Source organism: Ruminococcus sp., from assembly GCF_016287535.1.
Classification (GTDB): domain Bacteria; phylum Bacillota; class Clostridia; order Oscillospirales; family Ruminococcaceae; genus Ruminococcus.
The window spans coordinates 25,722-47,706 of sequence record NZ_JAEFAJ010000003.1; the positions used below are offsets into that span (position 1 = coordinate 25,722).

General features: G+C 47.2%; 19 protein-coding genes. 1 reads left to right on the forward strand and 18 read right to left on the reverse strand.

Features of this window, described 5'->3' with window-relative positions:
• Nucleotides 1–3 precede the first annotated feature (3 nt).
• The 8 genes from QZZ36_RS02530 to QZZ36_RS02565 form a co-directional block, all read right to left on the reverse strand.
• Nucleotides 4–1,137, reverse strand: coding sequence for a GTP-binding protein (locus QZZ36_RS02530; RefSeq protein WP_295076235.1), 1,134 nt, complete (start codon nucleotides 1,135–1,137; stop codon nucleotides 4–6).
• A 118-nt stretch (nucleotides 1,138–1,255) separates the two neighbouring features.
• Nucleotides 1,256–3,337, reverse strand: coding sequence for an elongation factor G (locus QZZ36_RS02535; protein WP_295076238.1), 2,082 nt, complete (start codon nucleotides 3,335–3,337; stop codon nucleotides 1,256–1,258).
• 108 nt (nucleotides 3,338–3,445) lie between these two features.
• Nucleotides 3,446–4,993, reverse strand: coding sequence for an oligosaccharide flippase family protein (locus tag QZZ36_RS02540; RefSeq protein ID WP_295076241.1), 1,548 nt, complete (start codon nucleotides 4,991–4,993; stop codon nucleotides 3,446–3,448).
• Between the two features lie 93 nt (nucleotides 4,994–5,086).
• On the reverse strand, nucleotides 5,087–5,851 hold the full coding sequence (locus QZZ36_RS02545) for a zinc ribbon domain-containing protein (RefSeq protein ID WP_295076243.1): 765 nt from the start codon (nucleotides 5,849–5,851) through the stop codon (nucleotides 5,087–5,089).
• 137 nt (nucleotides 5,852–5,988) lie between these two features.
• Nucleotides 5,989–6,732 carry a glutamine amidotransferase gene (locus QZZ36_RS02550; protein WP_295076246.1) on the reverse strand — a complete coding sequence of 248 codons (744 nt, stop codon included), beginning with the start codon at nucleotides 6,730–6,732 and terminating at the stop codon, nucleotides 5,989–5,991.
• Nucleotides 6,729–8,066, reverse strand: coding sequence for a Mur ligase family protein (locus tag QZZ36_RS02555; RefSeq protein WP_295076249.1), 1,338 nt, complete (start codon nucleotides 8,064–8,066; stop codon nucleotides 6,729–6,731). Before QZZ36_RS02555 ends, QZZ36_RS02550 begins: the two co-directional genes overlap by 4 nt.
• A gap of 17 nt (nucleotides 8,067–8,083) precedes the next feature.
• Nucleotides 8,084–13,855 carry a DUF4011 domain-containing protein gene (locus tag QZZ36_RS02560; RefSeq protein ID WP_295076252.1) on the reverse strand — a complete coding sequence of 1,924 codons (5,772 nt, stop codon included), beginning with the start codon at nucleotides 13,853–13,855 and terminating at the stop codon, nucleotides 8,084–8,086.
• A gap of 149 nt (nucleotides 13,856–14,004) precedes the next feature.
• Nucleotides 14,005–14,670 carry a UDP-N-acetylglucosamine pyrophosphorylase gene (locus QZZ36_RS02565; RefSeq protein ID WP_295076255.1) on the reverse strand — a complete coding sequence of 222 codons (666 nt, stop codon included), beginning with the start codon at nucleotides 14,668–14,670 and terminating at the stop codon, nucleotides 14,005–14,007.
• 184 nt (nucleotides 14,671–14,854) lie between these two features.
• On the opposite strand from QZZ36_RS02565, the gene QZZ36_RS02570 reads away from it, so the two are divergent.
• Nucleotides 14,855–15,763 (forward strand): SGNH/GDSL hydrolase family protein, encoded by a 909-nt coding sequence (locus QZZ36_RS02570; protein WP_295076258.1) that lies wholly within the window; start codon nucleotides 14,855–14,857, stop codon nucleotides 15,761–15,763.
• Nucleotides 15,764–15,790: 27 nt separating this feature from the next.
• On the opposite strand, the gene hisE is transcribed toward QZZ36_RS02570, so the two are convergent.
• The 10 genes from hisE to QZZ36_RS02620 form a co-directional block, all read right to left on the reverse strand.
• Nucleotides 15,791–16,129, reverse strand: coding sequence for a phosphoribosyl-ATP diphosphatase (gene hisE, locus QZZ36_RS02575; protein WP_072300180.1), 339 nt, complete (start codon nucleotides 16,127–16,129; stop codon nucleotides 15,791–15,793).
• Nucleotides 16,129–16,479 (reverse strand): phosphoribosyl-AMP cyclohydrolase, encoded by a 351-nt coding sequence (gene hisI, locus QZZ36_RS02580; protein WP_295076262.1) that lies wholly within the window; start codon nucleotides 16,477–16,479, stop codon nucleotides 16,129–16,131. The genes hisE and hisI overlap by 1 nt, the downstream gene beginning before the upstream one ends.
• Nucleotides 16,480–16,481: 2 nt before the next feature.
• Complete coding sequence (locus QZZ36_RS02585) at nucleotides 16,482–17,216, reverse strand: AAA family ATPase (RefSeq protein ID WP_295076265.1); 735 nt, start codon at nucleotides 17,214–17,216, stop codon at nucleotides 16,482–16,484.
• On the reverse strand, nucleotides 17,216–17,971 hold the full coding sequence (gene hisF, locus QZZ36_RS02590; RefSeq protein ID WP_295076268.1) for an imidazole glycerol phosphate synthase subunit HisF: 756 nt from the start codon (nucleotides 17,969–17,971) through the stop codon (nucleotides 17,216–17,218). Before hisF ends, QZZ36_RS02585 begins: the two co-directional genes overlap by 1 nt.
• A 12-nt stretch (nucleotides 17,972–17,983) precedes the next feature.
• On the reverse strand, nucleotides 17,984–18,550 hold the full coding sequence (locus tag QZZ36_RS02595) for a hypothetical protein (protein WP_295076271.1): 567 nt from the start codon (nucleotides 18,548–18,550) through the stop codon (nucleotides 17,984–17,986).
• On the reverse strand, nucleotides 18,543–19,268 hold the full coding sequence (gene hisA, locus QZZ36_RS02600; protein ID WP_295076275.1) for a 1-(5-phosphoribosyl)-5-[(5-phosphoribosylamino)methylideneamino]imidazole-4-carboxamide isomerase: 726 nt from the start codon (nucleotides 19,266–19,268) through the stop codon (nucleotides 18,543–18,545). Before hisA ends, QZZ36_RS02595 begins: the two co-directional genes overlap by 8 nt.
• 123 nt (nucleotides 19,269–19,391) lie before the next feature.
• Nucleotides 19,392–19,730, reverse strand: coding sequence for a hypothetical protein (locus QZZ36_RS02605; protein WP_295076278.1), 339 nt, complete (start codon nucleotides 19,728–19,730; stop codon nucleotides 19,392–19,394).
• Complete coding sequence (gene hisH, locus QZZ36_RS02610) at nucleotides 19,730–20,332, reverse strand: imidazole glycerol phosphate synthase subunit HisH (protein ID WP_295076281.1); 603 nt, start codon at nucleotides 20,330–20,332, stop codon at nucleotides 19,730–19,732. Before hisH ends, QZZ36_RS02605 begins: the two co-directional genes overlap by 1 nt.
• Nucleotides 20,332–20,913 carry an imidazoleglycerol-phosphate dehydratase HisB gene (gene hisB / locus QZZ36_RS02615; protein WP_295076284.1) on the reverse strand — a complete coding sequence of 194 codons (582 nt, stop codon included), beginning with the start codon at nucleotides 20,911–20,913 and terminating at the stop codon, nucleotides 20,332–20,334. Before hisB ends, hisH begins: the two co-directional genes overlap by 1 nt.
• A 13-nt stretch (nucleotides 20,914–20,926) precedes the next feature.
• Nucleotides 20,927–21,985 (reverse strand): histidinol-phosphate transaminase, encoded by a 1,059-nt coding sequence (locus QZZ36_RS02620; RefSeq protein WP_295076287.1) that lies wholly within the window; start codon nucleotides 21,983–21,985, stop codon nucleotides 20,927–20,929.

The following is a 21,985-nucleotide window of genomic DNA, read 5'->3' on the forward strand; positions in this document are numbered from 1 at the left end:
CGGTCAGGCCTTGAAAAGCTCTGATATAGCTTCCTCGTTTATCTTTGAACCGATAACGCAAAGCCTTCCGATAGTACCTGCGCTTCCGGTACGTACATCGGGTATTCCCGGTACATAGTCATAGTGTATCCACTTACCGTCAGTACCTGCAACGATACCCTTTGCACGGAGTATCATTCCGTACTTTTCCTCATCGCCGAGAGCTTCGAGAGCGGACTGTATCTCCTCAGGAGTATAAGTCCTTGTAGTTTCCCTGCCCCAGCTTGTGAAAACTTCGTCAGCATGGTGATGGTGATGTTCGTGATCGTGGTCATGGTCATGGCAGCCGCAGGTGCAGTCAGGACCGTGATCGTGATGATGTTCGTGTTCATCATCATGGTGGTGGTGATGATGCTCATGCTCTTCATCGTGGTCGTGATGATGATGCTCATGCTCTTCATCGTGGTCGTGGTGATGATGCTCGTGTTCATCATCATGGTGGTGATGGTGATGATCGTGATGCGCAGCCTCTTCAAGAAGCTCCTTGAGTTCATCATCAAGTGTATTCTTCTGAGTCATTGCGTCAACGAGCTGCTTGCCTGTGAGCTCGTCCCACTCTGTAGTAACGATAGGAGCGGAAGGATTCTTCTCGCGGAGGCTCTTTACACAGTCGTCAAGCTTATCCTGCGAAAGACCGGTTGTGTGGCTGAGTATGAGACAGCTTGCGTAAGTGATCTGGTTATCGAAGAATTCGCCGAAGTTCTTCATGTACATCTTGTACTTCTTGGCGTCAACAACTGTGGTAAAACCGTCAAGCTCAACATCATGAGCGTTGATGTTCTGAACCGCGCGGATAACATCACTGAGCTTTCCTACGCCTGAGGGCTCAATAAGGATACGGTCGGGAGCATAGTCCGCAAGCACCTTTTCAAGAGCTTTGCCGAAGTCGCCCACGAGACTGCAGCAGATACAGCCTGAGTTCATTTCGGTTATCTCAACGCCTGCGTCCTGTAAAAAGCCGCCGTCAATGCCTATCTGTCCGAATTCGTTCTCGATAAGCACGAGCTTTTCGCCCTTGTAGCCCTCCTGTATGAGCTTCTTTATGAGAGTGGTCTTTCCCGCACCTAGAAAGCCTGAGAAGATCGTGATTTTTGTCATTTGAACAACACTTCTTTCATTTTTTAGATTCAAAGAATATTATATCACACTGACAAAAATAAATCAAGCCCCGAAAGGACATAAAAACGGCTGCCATTAATGGCAGCCGTAATATTATTTATTCAACAGCTCCAACAGAAGAAATAACTTCTGTAAGAAGGTTTGCAGGGAGCTGCTCATATCTTACGAAATCAAAGGTGAAGCTTCCGAGACCTCTTGTGGTCTGACGGAGATACATAGCAAAGTCGTGCATCTCACGCATGGGAACTTCTGCCTGGATAACGGTATTTCCGCTGCCCACGGGCTCCATTCCGAGAACTCTGCCTCTGCGCTTATTGAGCTCTCCCATGATATCGCCTGTATTGTCATCGGGAGCAGTTACCTTGAGCTCTCCGATAGGCTCAAGCATAACCGGATCAGCCTGCCTGAGACCTTCCTTGTAAGCTATGGAAGCAGCGGTCTTGAACGCCATTTCCGAAGAATCTACAGGGTGGTACGAACCGTCAACGAGTATGGCTTTGAGTCCCACAACAGGGCAGCCTGCAAGAACGCCCTTCCTTACACTTTCTTCGAGGCCTTTCTGTACAGCCGGGAAGTAGTTCTTAGGTACGGCACCGCCGAATATCTTTTCCTCGAATACGAGGGTATCGCTTACACATGGCTCAAACTCTATCCATACGTCACCGAACTGTCCGTGACCGCCTGACTGCTTCTTGTGTCTTCCCTGGACCTTTACCTTCTTGCGGATAGTTTCCTTATATGCAATCTTGGGAACAGTGAGGTTTACGTCAACACCGAATTTGCTCTTGAGCTTGGCAGCCGCAACTTCGATATGCTGCTCACCGAGACCGCTGAGTATCTGCTCCTTGGTAGTATCGTCCTGAACATATGTCAGGGTAGGATCCTCCTCAATAAGACGCTGGATACTTGTTGATATCTTAGCCTCGTCGCCCTGAGCCTTTGCCTTTACTGCCATTGAGTAGCAGGGCTTGGGGAATTCCATACCGCCGAACTCGATTATTCTCGAACTGTCGGACAGTGAATCGCCTGTATTGGCTGAGATCTTTGAAGCTACGACGATGTCGCCCGCATAGGCAGCAGGTACCTCTGTCTGCTTCTTTCCGCAGAGTGTATAGAGCTTGCCTATCTTTTCGCTTGAACCTGATGTTGAATTCACAACGTCACTGTTTGATGACAGCTTGCCCGACATTACTTTTATGAAAGACATCTTGCCTACAAACGGGTCGGCAACAGTCTTGAAAACAAATGCTGAGAGAGGTGCATTTACATCGCATTCCACCTCTGCCACATCTTTTGTAGCGGTATATGCTTCAGCGGCATATACCTCGTTGGGAGACGGAAGAAGAAGCTCTATCTCCTTGAGGAGCATATCTATACCTGCAAGATCAACAGCAGATGTACAAACTACAGGAGTTATGATACCTCTGTTCATACCGTCATGTATACCGTCTATGAGCTCCTTCTGTGTAAAGGGCTCACCCTCGAAGAACTTCTCCATGAGCTCCTCTGAGGTCTCTGCGACAGCCTCGGAAACAGCAGCAACAAGTCCTTCTACACGGTACTCGAACTTATCTGATATTTCGGCTGTAGGCATTTCCGTCTCAATAGGATTGCCCTTCGCGTCATACTTATAACATTTCATCTCTATGAGATTTACATATTCAACGATAGCGCCGTGGCTTACTACAGGAACTACAACAGGGCATACCGTAGGACCGAAAACTGTTTTCAGCTCTGTGAGTACATTGAAGAAATTAGCGTCCTTGTCGTCGATCTTGGTAACTACGAACATCTTGGACTTGCCCTGCTTTACAGCTTCCTCGTAAGCCTTTCTTGCGCCGACCTTAACGCCTGACTTTGCTGATACGGTTATCATTACCGTATCAGCAGCTCTTATACCCTCGATCATTTCAGCAGCAAAGTCGAATAATCCCGGTGTATCAAGGATATTTACCTTGAGGTCGTTATATTCAAAGGAAGCAAGAGACGTACCTATCGAGATCTGTCTCTTGATCTCCTCAGGATCATAATCACAAACTGTTGTGCCGTCAGCAGTCTTGCCGAGACGGTCGGAAGCTCCTGCTTTATAGAGAATCGCTTCAGCAAGAGAAGTTTTTCCCGAGCCGTTATGACCAGCAAATGCTATGTTTTTTACCTTGTTTACATCATACTCTTTCATGACATAGTTTCTCCTCTTATTTGGTTTATCCGTCTTATATCCACGGCATACAAATATTATAATTCATTAATAAAAAAATTGCAATACTAACATAAAATTTTCTACATTTCATAACATACCGCTAACATTTTGTTGTGAACAATCACTAAAAAAATCTACTCCGCATTTACTAAAAAGCTTTACTTTTCCTAATGCGGAGAAAATACCAAAATATGCTCCTCCCCAGATAAGCCCGTAAAACAGCATATTCAAAGGGCTGCATTTTTCAGTTCCTGTTAACACGAAAAACATTTCTCCGGCATACATCGTTACAAACGCCAGTATTACGGGGTAAACCAGTGTTCCACAAAGTACCCTCCCCGCTCCGGTAACTTTTGTGACCTTGATGAAACGGTTGCAGTTCCCGAAAATGTTGCTAACATAATATGAAACAACTATACCGTAAAAACCTATCCGCGGTACAAGAACAAGTACGGCAGCAATTCGTATAATGTATTCTGCAAGGTAATTTCCCGATGAAAAGCTCTGCATCCCAAGTCCTTTTATAAGTGCTTCAAGGACGATCTCCATATATATGAAAGGCACAATAGGAGCAATTATTGTTATCATCCTGCCTGCAAGCTCACCGCCGCCGAGGATATCACCTATCTCCACACCGAATCTCATAAGAACAGCAGCAGAAAATACCGAAAACATCAGAGTCCATGCCTTCAGCCTCTCCGTGAAGCATCTGATCCTTTTACTGTTCTCAGCAGCACGTGCCCTTGCAGCCTCGCTTATTATTATGCCCGACATCGAGCATAATACAACTGACGGGAAGAAAAGAGTCGGCAGAACAATACCTTCAAATATACCGAACTTGCTTATAGCGTCTCCTGCCGAATCTCCGTACTGTCTCAGACATACCGGTATGAGAGCGTCATTTGTGCTGCTAAGGACAGCTGTGAGGATACTTCCTCCCATTATCGGAAAGGAATAACCTGTATACTGCCTGAAGCTCAGGCTGCACTTTCCGCTCCGCTTTTCTCGCAGTATAAAATACGCAATACTGAGCAGCAGCAGAGACGTGCAGTTGCCTGCGATAATACTGCCTATCAGTATACCGCACACCGTTCCCTCCGTTATATTGCCCGTGACAGCTGTCGTTATTACTATTACAGAAGCCTTTACAGCAAACTCGGTTATATCACTTGCAGCTGTTACAGCAGCTCTCCGGCAGGCATTAAAATATCCCTTCAGGCAGGCAGAGACAGCACCTGTAACAAGTGCGGCAGGCATAAAACGCAGTGCTGCGGTCATTCCGGCACCACTGAAAAACCTTATGCTTATTGGCTCGGCAAGCAGAAATACAGTCACAGATACAGCGGTGCTCATTATAATGCACAACCTGACTCCATATCCGAGTATCCCTTCAGGATCACCGTTCTTTTTGCCGAGTTCCTCTGAAACAAGGCGGCTTATGCAGAGAAATGCGTTGCCGTTTGAAAGGATACCCGCAAGGCCTAAAAATGAACCGGTCAGACTGAGTATGCCAATAGCAGACGCGCCCATCTGCTTTGTTATGAAAACATTCAGCAGAAGAGCCGCTGAGTCGAGAAAGAGCTGCATAGCGGTAAGCAGTACCGTATCACGAACTATCTTGCTTTTTATTATCATAGCTTCCTCCAGAATCTGTTTCTACATTCTATGGGGAAAAAGCTCCGAAAATGACAAGACGGACAGTATAAGCTGTCCGTCTGACGTGATATATCATCTTTTTTTATAAAGCAGCAGTTCAGGCTCCGCACCGTCTTTTCCGTAAGAAGCCACGAGCAGGAAGTCCGCATTTGCGAGTAAGCCGAAGCAGCGTCCGTCTCCCAGCTCACTTTCAAGCTGATTTCCGAGATAAGTCGCGCTGTCATCGAGAAGCTTCACTGCATTGCCGCCCGGCATAGGATAAGGAATATTGACATAGCAGCCCACAAGAGCGTTAAGCTTTTCGACCTTTGGCATACCCTTGACATTAAGAGCATTGAATTCGTCGATCAGCTGCTTCTTGAATCTCTCAAACTCACCGCTGTCCTCAAGCTCCTTGTGATTTTTCCAGTAGTTCAGCTTAGGCAGCATATCCTTCATGTATTCACGGGCCTGCTCCTCGGTGAAGCCCTGTCCTGCCATATGCTTTACACATACATCAATAAGGTCGTCCATATTATGGTAGGTGTACTGACCGTCAGCGTAACACCATTTGCAGTAATCCTCGTTGAAGGAACCGTCCTTTTCCCTGCTTATCAGCGAATTATCAAGCGGCATTCCGCAGCACTGGCATACAAGCTTTCTCGGTGAGCCCAGAAGCTCGTTGATTGAAACATCAAAAAGTGACGAAAGCTGCTTCAGTGTTTCCGTATTCGGAACAGTATCACCTGTTTCCCAGCGCGACACAGCCTGACGTGTAACAAAAACCTTTTCCGCAAGCTCGTCCTGAGACATTCCGTGCTTTGTCCTGAGTTCAAATATAATATTTTTAGTATCCATTATCATCACCTCTGATGATATTATAACACAGTCCCTGCAAAAAGCAAGCAACTGTCTGTTGCCCTTATAAGACGTTAGCAGCTATTGTATCATTACAGGACGTCGAGGACGCCGTCCCCTACACTACTCTCTACTCACTATTTTCTGAGCAGCCTGTCCAGCATTACCTGTCTGCATTCCTTTTCAAGAGTATCATCAAGAGCTTCAATAGCGATATGCTCCTTTTCTCCCCTGTTTATACAGTACTCTATCATGTAGTCCGAAATCTCAGGATTTTTTGACAGACAGGGACCGTGAAGATAAGTTGCGATGACATTTTTCTCGAAGTATCCCTCAGCCTCGCTCTTTGAGCAGTTTCCGTTTCCGTACAGCACCTTTCCGAAGGGAGTTTTCACTCCCTGTGTCTGACCGCCGTGGTTTTCAAAGCCCAGCACCTTCACGTGCTTTCCTGCGATAGATGTCTCGATAACGATATTACCGATACAGCGCTTTCTGCGGCTGTTCGGAGCAACAGTGAAGTAATCGAAAAGTCCGAGTCCCTTTATCTCGTTGCCGTCAGCGTCCCGGTAATATTTTCCCATGAGCTGATATCCGCCGCATATAAGAAACAGGAAAGTACCCTTTTTATATGCGTCGGTTATCCCCTCCCTGCATTTAAGCAGGTCAGCGGAGATATGCTGCTGTTCAAGGTCGGCGCCGCCGCCGATATATATCAGATCGTAGGAGCTGAAATCAGGCATTTCCGAATCAATGGAATACTTGTCTATCCGGCAGTCTATCCCTCTCTTTTTGCAGCGGAAGGATAATACCTCCATATTTCCGCTGTCGCCGTAGAGGTCAAGCATATCGGCATACATATGAAGTATCTTTATCGTTTTCATTGTTTACCTCCATGCTTTGCGATATAGCGTTTCAGAGCGCTTCGTGTGGGCTGAACTGCGGTATAGTTCGCAATAACGAACTTTCTTCCCTCGGTGCTTGCAAGCTCTTCAACAGCCTTGTCAAGATCGGGACGGACTACTATCTTAGCCGGGTCGTAGCCTGCCGTCTTTATGCGCACAGCTATATCGTAGGCTCTTGTACCGGAGGTAACGACACGTGTAACACGCTCGAAGATACTGAAATTGATATCGTATATCCACGATACGTCCAGACCGTCGGCAATATTGTCGTTGAGCACGAAAAGCAGCTCCTTCTCACCCTGCATCTCGTTCATGACGCGGAGAGTCATATTCGCTCCCACGGGATTCTTGGCAAGATTCAGAGTAGCCTTGCTCTTTCCAAGCATGAAGTTCTCCATGCGTCCGTTTTTCACGGTATAGCTGTTTATAACGCTGTCAGTCACCTTCTGGTCGATATTGTAAAGCTTAGCCGCAGCCGCGACAGCCGTCATATTGTAAACATTATAGATACTGTTGAGCTTTGGCGAATAGGTATGACCGTCCGCTGTGAATACAGGCTTTTCAAGGTCGATATCCTTTGCGGTGATATAGGGCTCATGGCTGCCGAAGCCGCACTTTTTACAGATAAACTTTCCGATGTGGGAATACTGATAGTAGTCATATTCAAGAGGCTCGCCGCAGAAGGGACAGAAGCGCCCCTCGGAAGCCTCAAATATCTTCTTTGTGGCAAAGGCATATGGCTCCGCATGGAAGTACCTGACGTTCTTATTACCGGGATTAGCCCTGCCGAGACGTGCGGTATTGGGGTCGTCACCGTTGAGGATAAGATTTCCCTCAAAGGTCTTGCAGAAACCGTTTATCTTCTGTATCAGGGTCTCCATTTCGCCGTTTCTGTCAAGCTGGTCGCGGAAGAAGTTCAGTACCACAAGAGTATCCAGCTTCAGCTGCGAATATACCACAGGAACGTGGGATTCGTCGGTTTCGAGTATCAGCATATCAGCTTTTACTCTTCCCGACATATCACAGTATTTCAACAGCATGGAGCATATGCCCGTATCCAGGTTGTTGCCCTCCTTGTTGATGATGATCTTCTTTCCGCTGCGCTCAAAGAGCTGAGCGATACAGTTTGTGACGGAGGTCTTTCCGTTTGTTCCTGTTACCGCTATTATAGGACAGTCCATCCTGAACATGGATACCGCCTTATGCCCCGAAAGATGCCACAGGACGATACCGGGAAGGTTTCCGGCATTCCTGTGCATCAGTTTCAGGAGCTTAACAATGATCTTTCCTATTATTATCAAAAGTCGTTTCAATTTAAATCTCCATTGATTCATTTTTCCGTGCAGGTCACTCTTCCGTCCTCGGAGAAGCCTACCCAGCCGCGGTTTTTAGCCGCCTTTATACCAAGAGACACAGAGGTCTCAAGTGAAGGAGTTATCCTTGTGAAGCCGAAGAGATGAGCCACCTCCCGGAGAAGGTCCTCACGTGCCATAGCCACCTGACGGGTCATTATCTCCCTTATTCCCACAGCTATCTCCTCAGGCGCAACATCGTCAATATCACGCTTTTCGTCGTTCTTATATACTGTCCTGCACCTGTCGTACTCCTCAGGCGTCTGAGAAGCGAGCCATACATACTCGTTTTCGCCTGCCGTTGTTACTTTTTTATCTGCTTTTTCAAATGCTGACTCGAAAAGTGCCTTCATATTTGCGCCGGGACGTGAAATTCCCCAGCATGAGAAGGTCTTTTTCGCAAGGCTCTTCTTGTTCATGGGAGCTTCAGCAGAAAGGATATCGTTTATGCACTTGGTTATCTTTGCGGAAGCAGCCTCAGTGAAGCTCTCTGAGGTACCCAGAGCCTTTATCTTGAAGGATCTGAACTCGTCAAAGCTATCGGCAAAGCTGCTTAACTCTTCGGTCTCGAAGACTATCTCCTGCTTTTTCTTTTCCTCTGCCGCAGGTGCAGCTGAAGGATTCCTGTAACGCTCAACCGCAGCGTCTATCTCAGCCTTTATCTTAGCAAGTACCTTTTCCTTGTTGTCGAGCCAGTCGATGATATAAACGCTCATGACGTTCCAGCCAAGTCCCCTGAGTACAGCGGGCTGCGAGAGACTTCTGTCGCTGGCTGTGCCGTTGTGGAAATAAGCCTCATTGCCGCAGTTTATACCCATGATATAGGTATCTGTCTTGTCGGGATTGACAACTGCCACATCGACCTTGTAATCTGAGCAGCCCACACTGCACTTGCAGTCGTAGCCAAGCTTTCTGAGTTCTGCAGCTACTACGGTCTCAAAGCCCTCGGTGCCGCTCTTTGAACCGGCTCTCACAGGAAGAGCGCTCCTGCCCTTTGCGGCAAATTCAAGGAAGCCTTTGAGCCCCTCAACTCCGTCGGAGCGTGTTCTCGAAAGGTCTATCATATCCGGAGTGATGACAGAGAATACTATCATCTTGCACTTTGAACGTGAAATCGCAACATTAAGTCTTCTCCAGCCTCCGTCGCGGTTCAGCGGACCGAAGTTCATTGATACCTTGCCGTCCTTGTCGGGACCGTAGCCGATAGAGAACATGATAACGTCACGCTCGTCGCCCTGTACGTTTTCAAGATTCTTTATGAGTATGGGCTCGTACATCTCGTTTGCATACTCTTCCAGTTTAGGGTCTGCACGGTAAGCATCCATGAGCAGGTCGTCGATAAGGTTCTGCTGAGGCAGACTGAACGTAACTACGCCTATACTCAGCTTCCTCAGCTTTTCATCTCTCAGCCTGCGGCATATCTCCTCAACAACTGCCTGAGCCTCCGCCTTATTGGTACGTGTGGAGCTCTTGTCGTAGTAGCCCTCGACGTGTACCCAGCTCACCTCCGATACCTGATCGTCAGGTGAAGGGAAGGTATAGAGCTTGTTCTCGTAATACTTCGAGTTGCTGTACGCTATAAGGCTCTCATGGCGTGAGCGGTAGTGCCAGAGAAGGTGCTTCTGGGGCATAGAAAGCGCAAGACAGTCGTCCAGTACGCTTTCGAGGTCTTCCTTCTCATAGTTCTCTTCGTCCACCTGATTTGAAGCAAAGAAGCTCGTAGGCGGAAGCTGTTTCGGGTCGCCTACGACAATAACGTTCTCGCCTCTTGCGATAGCTCCCACTGCCTCGCAGGTGGGGAGCTGTGAAGCCTCGTCGAAGATAACGAGGTCAAATTTCGGATATGACGGGTCTATATACTGAGCCACGGAAATAGGGCTCATGAGCATTACAGGACACATTCTGCGCAGCAGGTTTGGTATGCTGTCAAAAAGCTTGCGTATGGACATCATTCTGCCGCCTGACTTTATTGCCTTCTGGAGTATTCCTATCTCGGAGCTGTTTGCCGAGCTGCCGGGTGTGGGTATCTTCGCTGAGAGATCAGCCGCAAGCTCCTTTATGGACAGAGTCGAGAAGTTATCCAGTACCTCCCCGAATTTCCTGATCGTATCCTCAAACAGTGTTCCCTGGAATTTAGCAAGCTCGCTTGTACGGGAAATAGTGCTTGTGACCATTGCCTTGCTGATATCGCAGTCAAATGCGGGGATAAGCTCCTCTGTCGGGACTTCGCCGTTTATATAAGCGTCGGCAACATTTCCTATACCGTACTCTCTCAGCTTATTGCAGATTGTAACGATTCCTGTCCATTCCTTCAGCTGCGGAAGCGCCTCAACAACAGCGTCTGCCTTCATCTGAGCGTCGCTGCCCCAGTTCTCGCCGGTTATGAGCTTGTCCGTATTGATTCCGAAGCTGCTTCTCAGTTCTGATGCCACTTTTTCAAGGGCGGCATAATCAGCGGTTATCTTTGAGGTATCGCCGTTTACGCCTGTGGTAAGGCTCTCGCAGAGCTTCTGCTTTATATCAGCGCTGAATGTGGAAGCCGCAACTCTCTCCCCAAGCTCCGAGGAACGGGAAACAATACTCTCAATGCTGCTCCAGTCCGCGTTCTCATCAAGCTTCAGTGTACCGAAATACTTCACCAGCTCCGGCTGAGCCGACGCTACCTGCTCTTTCAGAGCGCTGAACTGATTTATCTTATCATAATACTGTGTGATATTATCCTTTGTTACAGTCGAAGCCGATTTAGCGTGAGCCGCAAGCTCCTTTACAAGCTTTTTGCTGCCCATGCTCTTGGCAAGGAACCATTTGCCCTGTGCTGTCTTCCACCTTACAAGGGCGTCGGAAGCGTTATAATTCAGGACTGACGGCTCAAACTGTGACAGGAGCTCGTCCTTTGCCTGTGAAAGCTCCTTACCGGTAGATATAAGTGCCTGCGCAGGCTCCTTGAAGCCGTTCCAGCGGCTGTCGGAAATTATATCCGGCAGGAGCTGCTCCCCCTTAGCGGAGGCTGTGATTATCTCCGCAGCAAGCTTGCACTCCTCAAAGGTCATTTCATCGCTTCCGGTAAACGAAGCAAGCTGCGCGGTATCGCTTTGTGCAGCAGTAAGCGCCTTTTTCAGCTCGCCGAGCTTTGCTTCCATAGCTCCTCTTGTTTCGGGAGTACAGGAGGTTAGCTCGCACACTCCGAGAGCGGTTGTTGTAACGTCGCCGAACTCCCTGCCTGCCGCGGCAAGGCTCTCCAGAGTCTCACGCCATGCGGAATAGGAAGTCTCGCTCATAGCGTCAAGCTGCTCGTTGGTGAATGTAAACTTTCCGCCGAAGCTGCTGTTCTTCTCATATCTTACAGCTGCGTCGTACATAGAGCAGCCGAAATTGCGCTTCTTGTGTATCTCCTCCATAGTGCCGTTGAGCTCTTTCCTCATTTCGGCTATCTTGTCAGCCTGTGCCTTGTACTCGGCAGGCTTCTTGATACGTCCCACATTGAGAGTTTCCTCAAGCTGCTTGAGGACCGCTCTCTTCTGCGCCTTATTGGAGTGGAGCTCTATGCAGAAGGGGCCGAGACCTACCTTGTTCAGTCGCTTTTCAACTACCGACAGAGCTGCCATCTTCTCAGCGACGAAAAGCACGGATTTGCCCTGATACAGAGCGCTTGCTATCATATTGGTTATAGTCTGTGACTTGCCGCTTCCGGGAGGTCCGTGAAGCACGAAGCTCTTGCCCTGTGAAGCTGCGTATACCGCCGCAAGCTGGGACGAATCCGCACTCAGCGGCACAACAAGATCAGTGGGAGCTACATTGTTGTCAAGGTCAAGGGGAGATATGTAGAGATCGTCCCCTGCCCATTCGGTCTTGCCGGAAATAAGACTTGCGACTACCTTGTTCTTTGCCAGCTCGTCAGCACGGTTACGTATATCGTTCCACATAATGAAACGGTTGAAAGAGAAATGTCCTATAAAGGCATAGTCCACTATATCCCAGCGGGGCTGAGACATGATATTCTGTCTTACAGTATTGAGTATGAGCTGGAGATTTACTCCGTTCTCATCCTCTGGAACAGGATCAAGTCCTTTAATATCAATACCGAAGGTCTGACGGATATACTCCAGCATGGTTATATTGACCTGAGTATCCTCGTCACGCATACGTATAACGTAAGCCTTTTCCTGTACCTTGCGGATAATATCTACAGGGACGAGGACAAGGGGAGCATACCTCGGCTTGTCGCTCTTTTCGGTCTCGTACCAGCGCAGGAAGCCAAGTGCCAGATAGATAGTGTTTACGCCGTTTTCCTCCATGCTGGTCTTTGCCTGCCTGTGAAGCTTCTTCATTATCTTTTCAAGGTCTGCTTCCTTCATAAAGGTGCGCAGACGATGACTCTTGAACTCCGACTCGGATATTGTAGCTATGATATCCTTTTCGTTTTCGATCTCGTATATCTTGCTGTCGGACATCTGAAGGGTCATATCGTTAGGCATGGGCATAACCTTGAAGTCCTCGCCCTTTGATATCTCGTCCTCCAGTACGCCGAGGTCGCTTATCATGAGCTGAACGCTCATGGCTGTAGCACGGAAGTTCAGCAGGCTGTTCCTCAGGCTCATGTCAAGGAGCTTCCTCTCCCACATTACCTGTTTTGTGACCTCTCTTGCCTCTCCGCTGACTGCCTGTGCGGAAATATCTATCTCATTGGGAGCAGAAGTTATCTCCGACTTCTTACGTGCGCCGTAGTCCACAGCCTTGAAGGTTCCGTCCTCCGATACTCTCGACGGAACGGGACGTATGCCGCTGGAACGTGTACGGCTTATATCTATGGCAAAGCAGAATTTAGACTCGTCGTCAAGGTGAGCGGCTGCATGGTTCTCAGCACTGTCAAAATCTGTATTCTTTCCTGCTACGAAGTCGGTACACTCCACCACGCTTATAGCGTCTATACCGTGGGCTATACGCTTTGTGAGAGCCGACATATCATACTGTATGCAGTCCGAGAAGGTCTCGTTTTCAAGCCAGCAGCCCGCGAAGGCGTGTCCCTGTGTCATAACTATCATGGGATTCAGTCCGGCAGCTTCAAGGCATGAGCAGTAGAGCACCGCAAGATCAAGACAGGTACCCTGTTTTCCTTCGAGGACAGCGTCGGGCATACGTATGCGCTGAGCCTCCTCAAAGCTCGCAGGCGGCATGGTATAGGCTATGTTCTGCTCCTGAAGGGCTGCGTATACTGCACCCATCTGCTGCTTAACTATATTCGGGTTCTTTGTCTGATATCCGGTAAAAGCAGGATCGCCGCACCATTTTTTCAGGTAAGCACCGGCTGCGGCAACTATCTCCTGCACCTTTGGGTGGTTTGGAGAAACAAAGGCTGCGGCAGTTTCCGGCATAAAATTGATACCTGACCACTGGTCGTAGGCAAGGAGCTCGATATTACGGCTCTCCTCGGCTATGACCTCTTCGCCCTGCAGAGCCTGTATGGTAACGCTTCCCACAAGCTTTTCAGTCAGGCTGAAAAGATAGTCCGAAAGAAGTATGATATTGACGGGAGAAATCTCCACAGGCTCTGACGGTCTGAGATCCACGGGAACAGCTTCAAAGGTCTTGGCAAATTCCGGTTCAAAGCTGATCCTGAGACGCACGTTTTTCAGTTCCTCGCCGGTATTGTTGGTCATTACCATATTTCTGAACACGGGAACATAGTTCTGCTGCATCGCAAAATTGATCTGCGCGGTCATATTGCCGCCAAAAGTTATCTTGTTTTCCATACAGTCCTCCATTCTGCCATAGGCGAAACATAATACTATTTCTATAATACCACATTTTGATTAATTTTACAATATCAAGCGCGGAAAAAGTAAACAAAAAGCTGCCCGGAGGCAGCTTCAAAGCTTACTGTTACGTTATATCCCTGCGGTCAGTTCTTGTGAACGATGACTCCGCCTGTCTTGTATATGCTGTCGGGAGGTATAACGCCCCTTACACAGCTTGTGGGATAGATATTGGAGTTGCGTCCGATAACTGTTCCCGGATTGAGAACGCTGTTGCAGCCCACCTCTACGCAGTCGCCCAGCATTGCGCCTATCTTCTTTATACCCGTCTCTATGCGCTCGTCTCCGGACTTGATGACAACATTCGTCTTGTCAGACTTTACGTTTGAGGTGATGGAGCCTGCTCCCATATGCGACTTATAGCCGAGTATGCTGTCGCCCACATAGTTGTAGTGCGGAGTCTGCACATTGTCGAAAAGTATGACGTTTTTAAGCTCCACAGAGTTGCCGACAACGCAGTTTTCACCTACAAGAGCGCTTCCTCTGATGAATGCGCCGTGACGCACCTCAGTGCCTGCGCCGATAATACAGGGAGCTCCGAGATATGCGGTGGGGAAAACCTTTGCTGTCTTATGTACCCATACGTTTTCAGACGGATTATCGTACTCGTCAGGACTGAGAGTCTTGCCTAGTTCGATTATAAAGCTGCTTATACCCTTGAGAGCCTCCCAGGGATATGTGAATTTGCTTAAATAGTCCTTTGCGGCTGTGTGAGAAAGGTCATACAAGCCGGATATTGTGATATTGTTCATTTCCATTCCACTCCTGATATTCATTATATTGCACATATAATTATACTCTCTATGCAGCATATTGTCAAGAATCTGAGAGGTATTTATTTAAGTGTGAGCTGCTTGCTTTACATTTCATGAAAAGTATGGTAAAATATCATATATGCGGATACACCGCATAAAACACAGGAAGTGCATATAAAAAATGTTCAGAAATATTCTCAAAGCAAGAATACCCGTTATTCTGCTGCTTTTTCTGCTGGCAGTCATGCTGTCCCTTGTCTTTACTTCTTCTTTTAGGAAAAACACGGACGAAAAACGTCTTGCCGGCAGCTATACAGCAGCCGCTGTAAGTGATGCGGCTGATATCATCTGTGAGGAAGTTGCCTCATACAATGCTGAAACGACTTCAGCACAGACAACAACTACAACTTCTGCTGCCACATCTGCCACATCTGCCACAACTGCCGATGACGCTCTTGCTCCCGACAGATATGTCGGTACTTCACCGAACAGTGCCTTTTACCAGGAAAGGCTCTTTACAACGGGAGATTCCATTACCCTCGGTCTCAGATACTACGGTTTTATCCCACGTGAGCACTGTATCGCAGGAGATTCGGTCTCAATGTGGAATCTCGCACATTTTACCTTCACTATGGGCGATGAAGAACTGGAACTGGTTGACGCGGTCGCCTGCTCAAAGCCAAGACTGCTTTATATGTGGTTAGGCATGAACGACGTTAATCTCAATTCTCCGAAAAAATTCGTAAAGCGCTACCGAGAGGTCATTGATGAAATAAGAGAACGTGTTCCCGGTGTCATAATAATCGTTGCAGCAATAACGCCTGTAGGTTCAGGCTGCAGAGTGGTCAAAAACAGTATCATACGTGACTACAACGCCGCTCTCATAGAAATGGTCAAGCGGACAGACTCCCCGGATGTATACTTTTTCGACGCTTATTCCGTGATATGCGACGATAAGCTTGAGCTTACAAGCGGATACAGCTCCGGTGACGGAATACACCTTTATATCCCCTGCTATACGGATATAATGACCGCGCTTTTTGATTACCTTGATACGACCGATGTAAAAACAAAACTTGAAACCAACTGAAAAAAGCTGCCTTATGGCAGCTTTTTATCATGTATTCTTGTCTACCTCGTGGAACTTTTTGAGGTTGCCGATCTTCTCGTTTCTCTCGTCAAGCACCCTCTCAACGTCGGACCAGTCAAGTCCCTGATTTGCGCAGAGCACCATTACATGGTAAAGAAGATCGTTTATCTCGTTCATGAGCTCGTTGTTGTCACCGTTTTTCGCAGCGATGACAGTCTCTGTGGCTTCCTCGCCGACCTTCTTGCAGATCTTGTCAACGCCCTTTTCAAAAAGATAGCAGGTGTAGGAATTCTCAGCAGCTGTTCCGTTCTCGAACTGCTTCTTCCTTTCCTTGATAACTTCAAATATTTCCTGATATACTGTCATTATTCATTCTCCTCCGTATTGTATATTTCATTGAAAAAGCAGCTGTAGCTTCCTGTGTGACAGGCAACTCCCGTCTGCTCCACATTTACAAGCAGTGTGTCGTTGTCGCAGTCGCCGTATATTGATACGACCTTCTGAAGATGTCCGGAAGTCGCGCCCTTGTTCCAGTACTCCTGACGTGAACGGCTCCAGAACCATGTATAGCCTGTTTCAAGAGTTTTTTTCAGGCTCTCCCTGTTCATATACGCAAGCATAAGAACTGTTTTTGTATTGACCTCGTAGCATATCGCAGGGATAAGCTCTCCCTTTACGAAAAACCTGTCGAGGTCATTGATATCTATCTTTATCATAGCTACTCCTTTTCAAACAAATGATCTATCATACGCTCAGGACTGTCCATAAAGGCTTTCATCACGCTGTATGTTTCAGTGCTTTTGTACTCCGTAATGCTGATTCCGCTTTCGGTAAGCTCATATATCACCGCACCGGGATATGCAAGCACTATAGGCGAATGAGTTGCGATAATGAACTGGCTTCCCTGTTCCGCAAGCTCATTTATCCTTACAAGCAGCGACATCTGTCTTGAAGGCGAAAGTGCCGCCTCAGGCTCGTCAAGGATATACAGCCCCCGCCCCTTAAAGCGGTTCATAACAAGTGAGAAAAAGCTCTCGCCGTGGGACTGCTCGTGAAGCGATTTGCCGCCGTAAGCAGCAAGTATTTTGCCGCTTCCGCCATCGGCTTCTTCGATATAGCTCGCAGCATTATAGAAGCTCTCAGCCCTGAGAAAAAAGCCCGTTCTCGGTCGTTCTATGCCCCGCACGAGCTTTACGGCACTGTGGAGCGGCGAATGTGTCTCTCTTGTGGCAAAGGAAAAGTTCAGCGAGCCGCCTTCTGCGTTGAAGCCGTACTTCACAGCTATCGCTTCAAGCAGAGTGGATTTGCCCGTGCCGTTCTCGCCAACAAAATATGTAACAGGGCTTTCAAATTCAAGCTCTCCCGCCGCCGCAAGGCTTTTCACAGCAGGCAGTTTCGCAGCATATCCGAGCTCCGCTGTGAGCTTTTCAAGTTTTACGCTCCTTATATACATCAGCGAACGATTACGCCCTTGCCGCGGCAGTAGTCCTTTACCTGTCCCACCGTGAGCTCCTTGAAGTGGAAGAGCGAAGCCGCAAGTGCAGCGGTAGCTCCCGTCTTTTCAAACACCTCATAGAAATCGTTTATCTTTCCGGCACCGCCGCTTGCGATAACAGGTATTGAGCAGTTATCACACACCGCCTTCAGCATGGGGATATCAAAGCCTTCCTTGGTACCGTCTGCATCTATTGAGTTAAGGCATATCTCACCTGCTCCAAGCTTTTCTATAGTGTGTACCCAGTCGATAAGGTCTATGCCCATATTCTTTCTGCCGCCGTTTATATATACCGTCCACTTGTTGTCGGCTATCTTCTTCGCGTCTATGCCTACGCATATACACTGACTGCCGAATATATCAGCTCCGTCCTTTATGAGCTGAGGATTCTGTACAGCCTGAGAGTTTACGGAGACCTTGTCCGCACCTGCTCTCAGAGCCTCGCGGATATCGTCAACCGTCTTTATTCCGCCGCCTACTGTAAGCGGTACGAATACCTTTTTCGCTGTATCTCTTACAACGTCGAGGAAAACTCCGCGCCCCTCGAATGAAGCAATTATATCATAAAATACTATCTCGTCAGCGCCCTGTTTGTTGTACTCCTCAGCGCACTCAACAGGATCGCCTACGTCACGTACTCCTTCAAAATTCACACCCTTTACTACCTTTCCGTTTCTTACGTCAAGACAAGGGATTATTCTCTTCGCGAGCATTTTCTCACTTCCTTAAAAATTATTTCTTATTATCCTTACGAATATACATACTGCGACCCAAATGATCTCAGCTATGATTATATACTTTGTCGATTTTTTCAGCCTGACTTTGCTGTCAGCTGCCAGAAAAGCACCTACTATTATCAGTAATGGCAGCGCCTGAAATTCCCTTATGGGTAAACCAAACGTGAACATTCTCGTCTGATGTATAACACAGTGTGCCCATATGGTGTAGAACACTGCCCAGAACAGCTTCATAGCGTCAAGAGCTGCAATAAAAGTCATTCTGATGAACCTGTCATCTTCTTCGCTCAGCTTTTTTCCGATATTCTTGACTTTTTTTGCAGCAACACCTGCTAAAGTGAATATTCCCACAAGTCCGAAGCCTGCCATAAACGGGAAAAAAGCCAGCCATTTTGAAGCGTAAACATCAAATTCATTATCATCGCCGTAATGTATGCCTATCTGTTCGGGGAAATCCCTGTAAACCGCGATCATATACAAGAAATATACAGTCAGCATACCGAATGAAATGATATTTACGGCAGTATGAAGCTTTTTAAAAGCCCTTTCATTCATGTGAATACTCAATTGCTTCTTTAAGATCCAGTGTGCCCTTATATATGGACTTTCCGCAGATAGTACCGTAAAGTCCCATTTCCTTGCAGGCGATTATGTCGTCCATTGTGTGTACTCCGCCGCTTGCTACGATATTGGCTCTGCCCTCCGTAGCGTCAGCAAGCTTTTTGAGTTGTTCGCGGTTAACTCCCGAAAGAGTTCCGTCCTTGGAAATATCGGTGAATATAAAATATTTCACGCCTGCATCTATCATCTTATCTGCAAGGTCTATGTAATGTACATCAGAGCTTTCAAGCCAGCCCTCTGTAGCAACCATTTCGTGCATTGCGTCTATCCCAACGACTATCTTTTCGCTGCCGAACTTCTCAACAGCTTCGCAGACGAGCTTGGGATCTTTCAGTGCCACCGAGCCGAGGATAACCCTTGTGATGCCCATATCAAGATATTCCTGTATGGTCATTATACTGCGGATACCGCCGCCCAGCTCGACCTTTAAGTTGGTTTTTTCGGCAACATCTGTGTATATCTTTGTGTTGACAGGTCTGCCCTCCTTGGCACCGTCAAGGTCTACCATGTGTATCCACTCTGCTCCTGATTTCTCGAAGCTCTTTGCTGTTTCGAGGTAATCGGAAGCCACCTTTTCAACTGTTGAAAAGTCGCCCTTGAACAAGCGGACGCAGTTGCCGTCCTTTATATCTATTGCGGGGAAAATTATCATATTTTATTCTCCTTGGATAATTTTATTTCGTATCATTTCAGCGTATCCGGTCCATGCTGCAATAGCTTCAACAGTGCCGAAACGCCAGCAAGTATGATAATTTAAAGTATTATTATCACTTTTTTATACTGCTTTTTGTGTATCATTATTTTTCAGCTTATTATGCTGGCGGATATTGTACATTATCATACACAGTATCACTATCACGCATACCGCTGCGAATACACAAGCTACCAAAAACGTAAATCCATTGTCATATTCTTCACAGAAACACAGCCATGCCGATAATCCGCCGCATATCAGTGTGTTCAGAACTATGCAGATATTGTATATCTTCGGTCTGTATGTTTTTTTGAATATAAGCTTGTCTATGGTGTAAAATATTAGCTGTACTGTGATCGGGAATAATGCAAATAAAACAAAAGCGCCTAAAAATCGTGCAATAGTTATAATATAGTCCATTATTTAAGCTCCGCAAATCTTTTCAGTATTTTCAGTCCTGTCTCACCGCTCTTTTCGGGGTGGAACTGCGCTCCGTAGACGAATTTTCTGTCATAAACAAGCGCAGGAACTCTTCCGCCGTACTCCACATATGCTGCTATATTCTTATCCTCGCAGTGTGCCTTGTAGGAGTGAACGAAGTAAACGTACTCGTTATCGCCAACGTCTTTAAGTATGGGGCAGTCGTTGAGCTTTTCAAGCTTGTTCCAGCCCATGTGAGGAATTATGAGCTCAGGCTCTTCCATTTTGCGGACGCTTCCGCCGATAAGTCCGAGACCGTCACACTCCTCGAACTCATAGCCCTTGTCGAATATAAGCTGCATACCGAGGCAGATACCGAGGAAGGGCTTTTTTGCAGCCTCCTCCTTGATAGTGTCAACAAGTCCTGTGGCTTCAAGCTTTTTCATAGCCGCAGGGAAAGCGCCAACACCGGGAAGTATAACCGCATCGGCAGACTTTACTGACTCCTTGTCGCTGACAAGGCTGCTTTCAAATCCGAGGTAGTCAAGAGCGTTTTTCACGCTGAATATATTTCCTGCGCCGTAATCAATTATCGCGATCATCAGAGAACTCCTTTCGTGGACAGCGTAGAACCGTCCTTGTTCTCAGCAACGGCAGTTTTAAGCGCGTGAGCGACAGCCTTGTACACAGCCTCTGCCTTGTGGTGATCGTTGCTGCCATAAAGAAGATTGATATGCAGAGTCATTCCGGAATTGAAAGCAAAGGCACGGAAGAACTCCTCGGTCATGCAAAGATCGTATTCGCCGCAGCTCTGATTTGTAAATTCACAGTTGAAAACAAGGAAGGGTCTATTGCTCAGGTCAAGACTTGCCATTGCAAGAGACTCGTCCATAGGGATATAAGCCGTTCCGTAACGAACTATACCGGACTTTGCGCCGAGAGCTTTTCCCAGTGCCTGTCCGACAGCTATACCCGTATCCTCAATGGTGTGATGACAGTCAACGTGCAGATCGCCGCTTACCTTGACGCTCATACTTATACCGCTGTGTACGGAAAGAGCAGTCAGCATATGATCGAAAAAGCCTATTCCTGTGTCTATTTCAGCTTTTCCCTTATCATCAAGCTGTACCTTTACCTTAATCTGAGTTTCCTTTGTTACTCTTTCAATTTCAGCCTTTCGCATATTTACCCTCCTTTTACTTTGAACAATACTTTTCGAGCAATTCGATGAAGCGTGAATTTTCCGCTTCGCTTCCTGCAGTAACTCTTATATATCCATTGAATTTCCTTACCGCTATTGAATTGTCCAGCATGAACCTGTATATTTTCTCGAAATCGTCTGTTTTCACTAACACAAAGTTCGTGCACGGCTCATATATCTTCTCAAAGCAGTCGTACTTTTCGTTTATTGCAGATATATCCTTGAAGAGCTGCTTTGTGTTCCTGATAATGATGTCCCTGCACTCTCTGAGATACTTCTTTTCGCTGAGTATATCCGTAACAATGGTCTGAGCCACTGTATCGTTGTTGTAGGGTGACTTGGCAGCTCTTATTGCGTTGGTTATCGTTCTGTTCGCAATTGCAAATCCGAATCTTACAGCTGCAAGTCCTATCGCCTTTGAACAGGTCTTGAGAATGAGAAGATTATCATACTTGTCAACATCTGCAAGCAAAGACTGATCCCAGAAGTCCATATATGCCTCGTCAAGTATAACAAGACAGCCGTCAAGAGCTTCGATGATCTTCTTTACGGAAGCTCTGTCAAGTCCGAGAGAAGTTGGGTTGCAGGGGTTTGAGAAGATAAGTCCCTTTGCGCCGTTTTCCTTGCAGAAGGCTATGAGCTTATCCGGGTCTATAGTAAGGTCGGCTTCCTTCTGATAGGTCTTTACATTGACCTCGTAAAGCTGTGCATAGAACTCATACATGGAAAAGTCGTGAGATACATTTACTATCGTATCCCCTGCCTCAAAGAAGCAGCCCTCGATAATGCTGATAAGCTCGTCGGAGCCGTTGCCTGCGCTGATAAACTCCTCAGGTACATTATAAAGTTCGGAAAAAGCCTTTGTCGGAGCCTTTGCAAGACAGTCCGGATAACGGTTGAAGTCGATCCGCGATATGCTTCTGCCTATCTTTTCCTTTAAGCTGTCAGAGAGATTGAAGCAGCTCTCGTTTGCGTCAAGTCTGATATCATAGTGACCTGTTATCGGGTCGTAGGGCACTAAATTTATCAGCTTCTTATTAAGTCTGTAACTCAT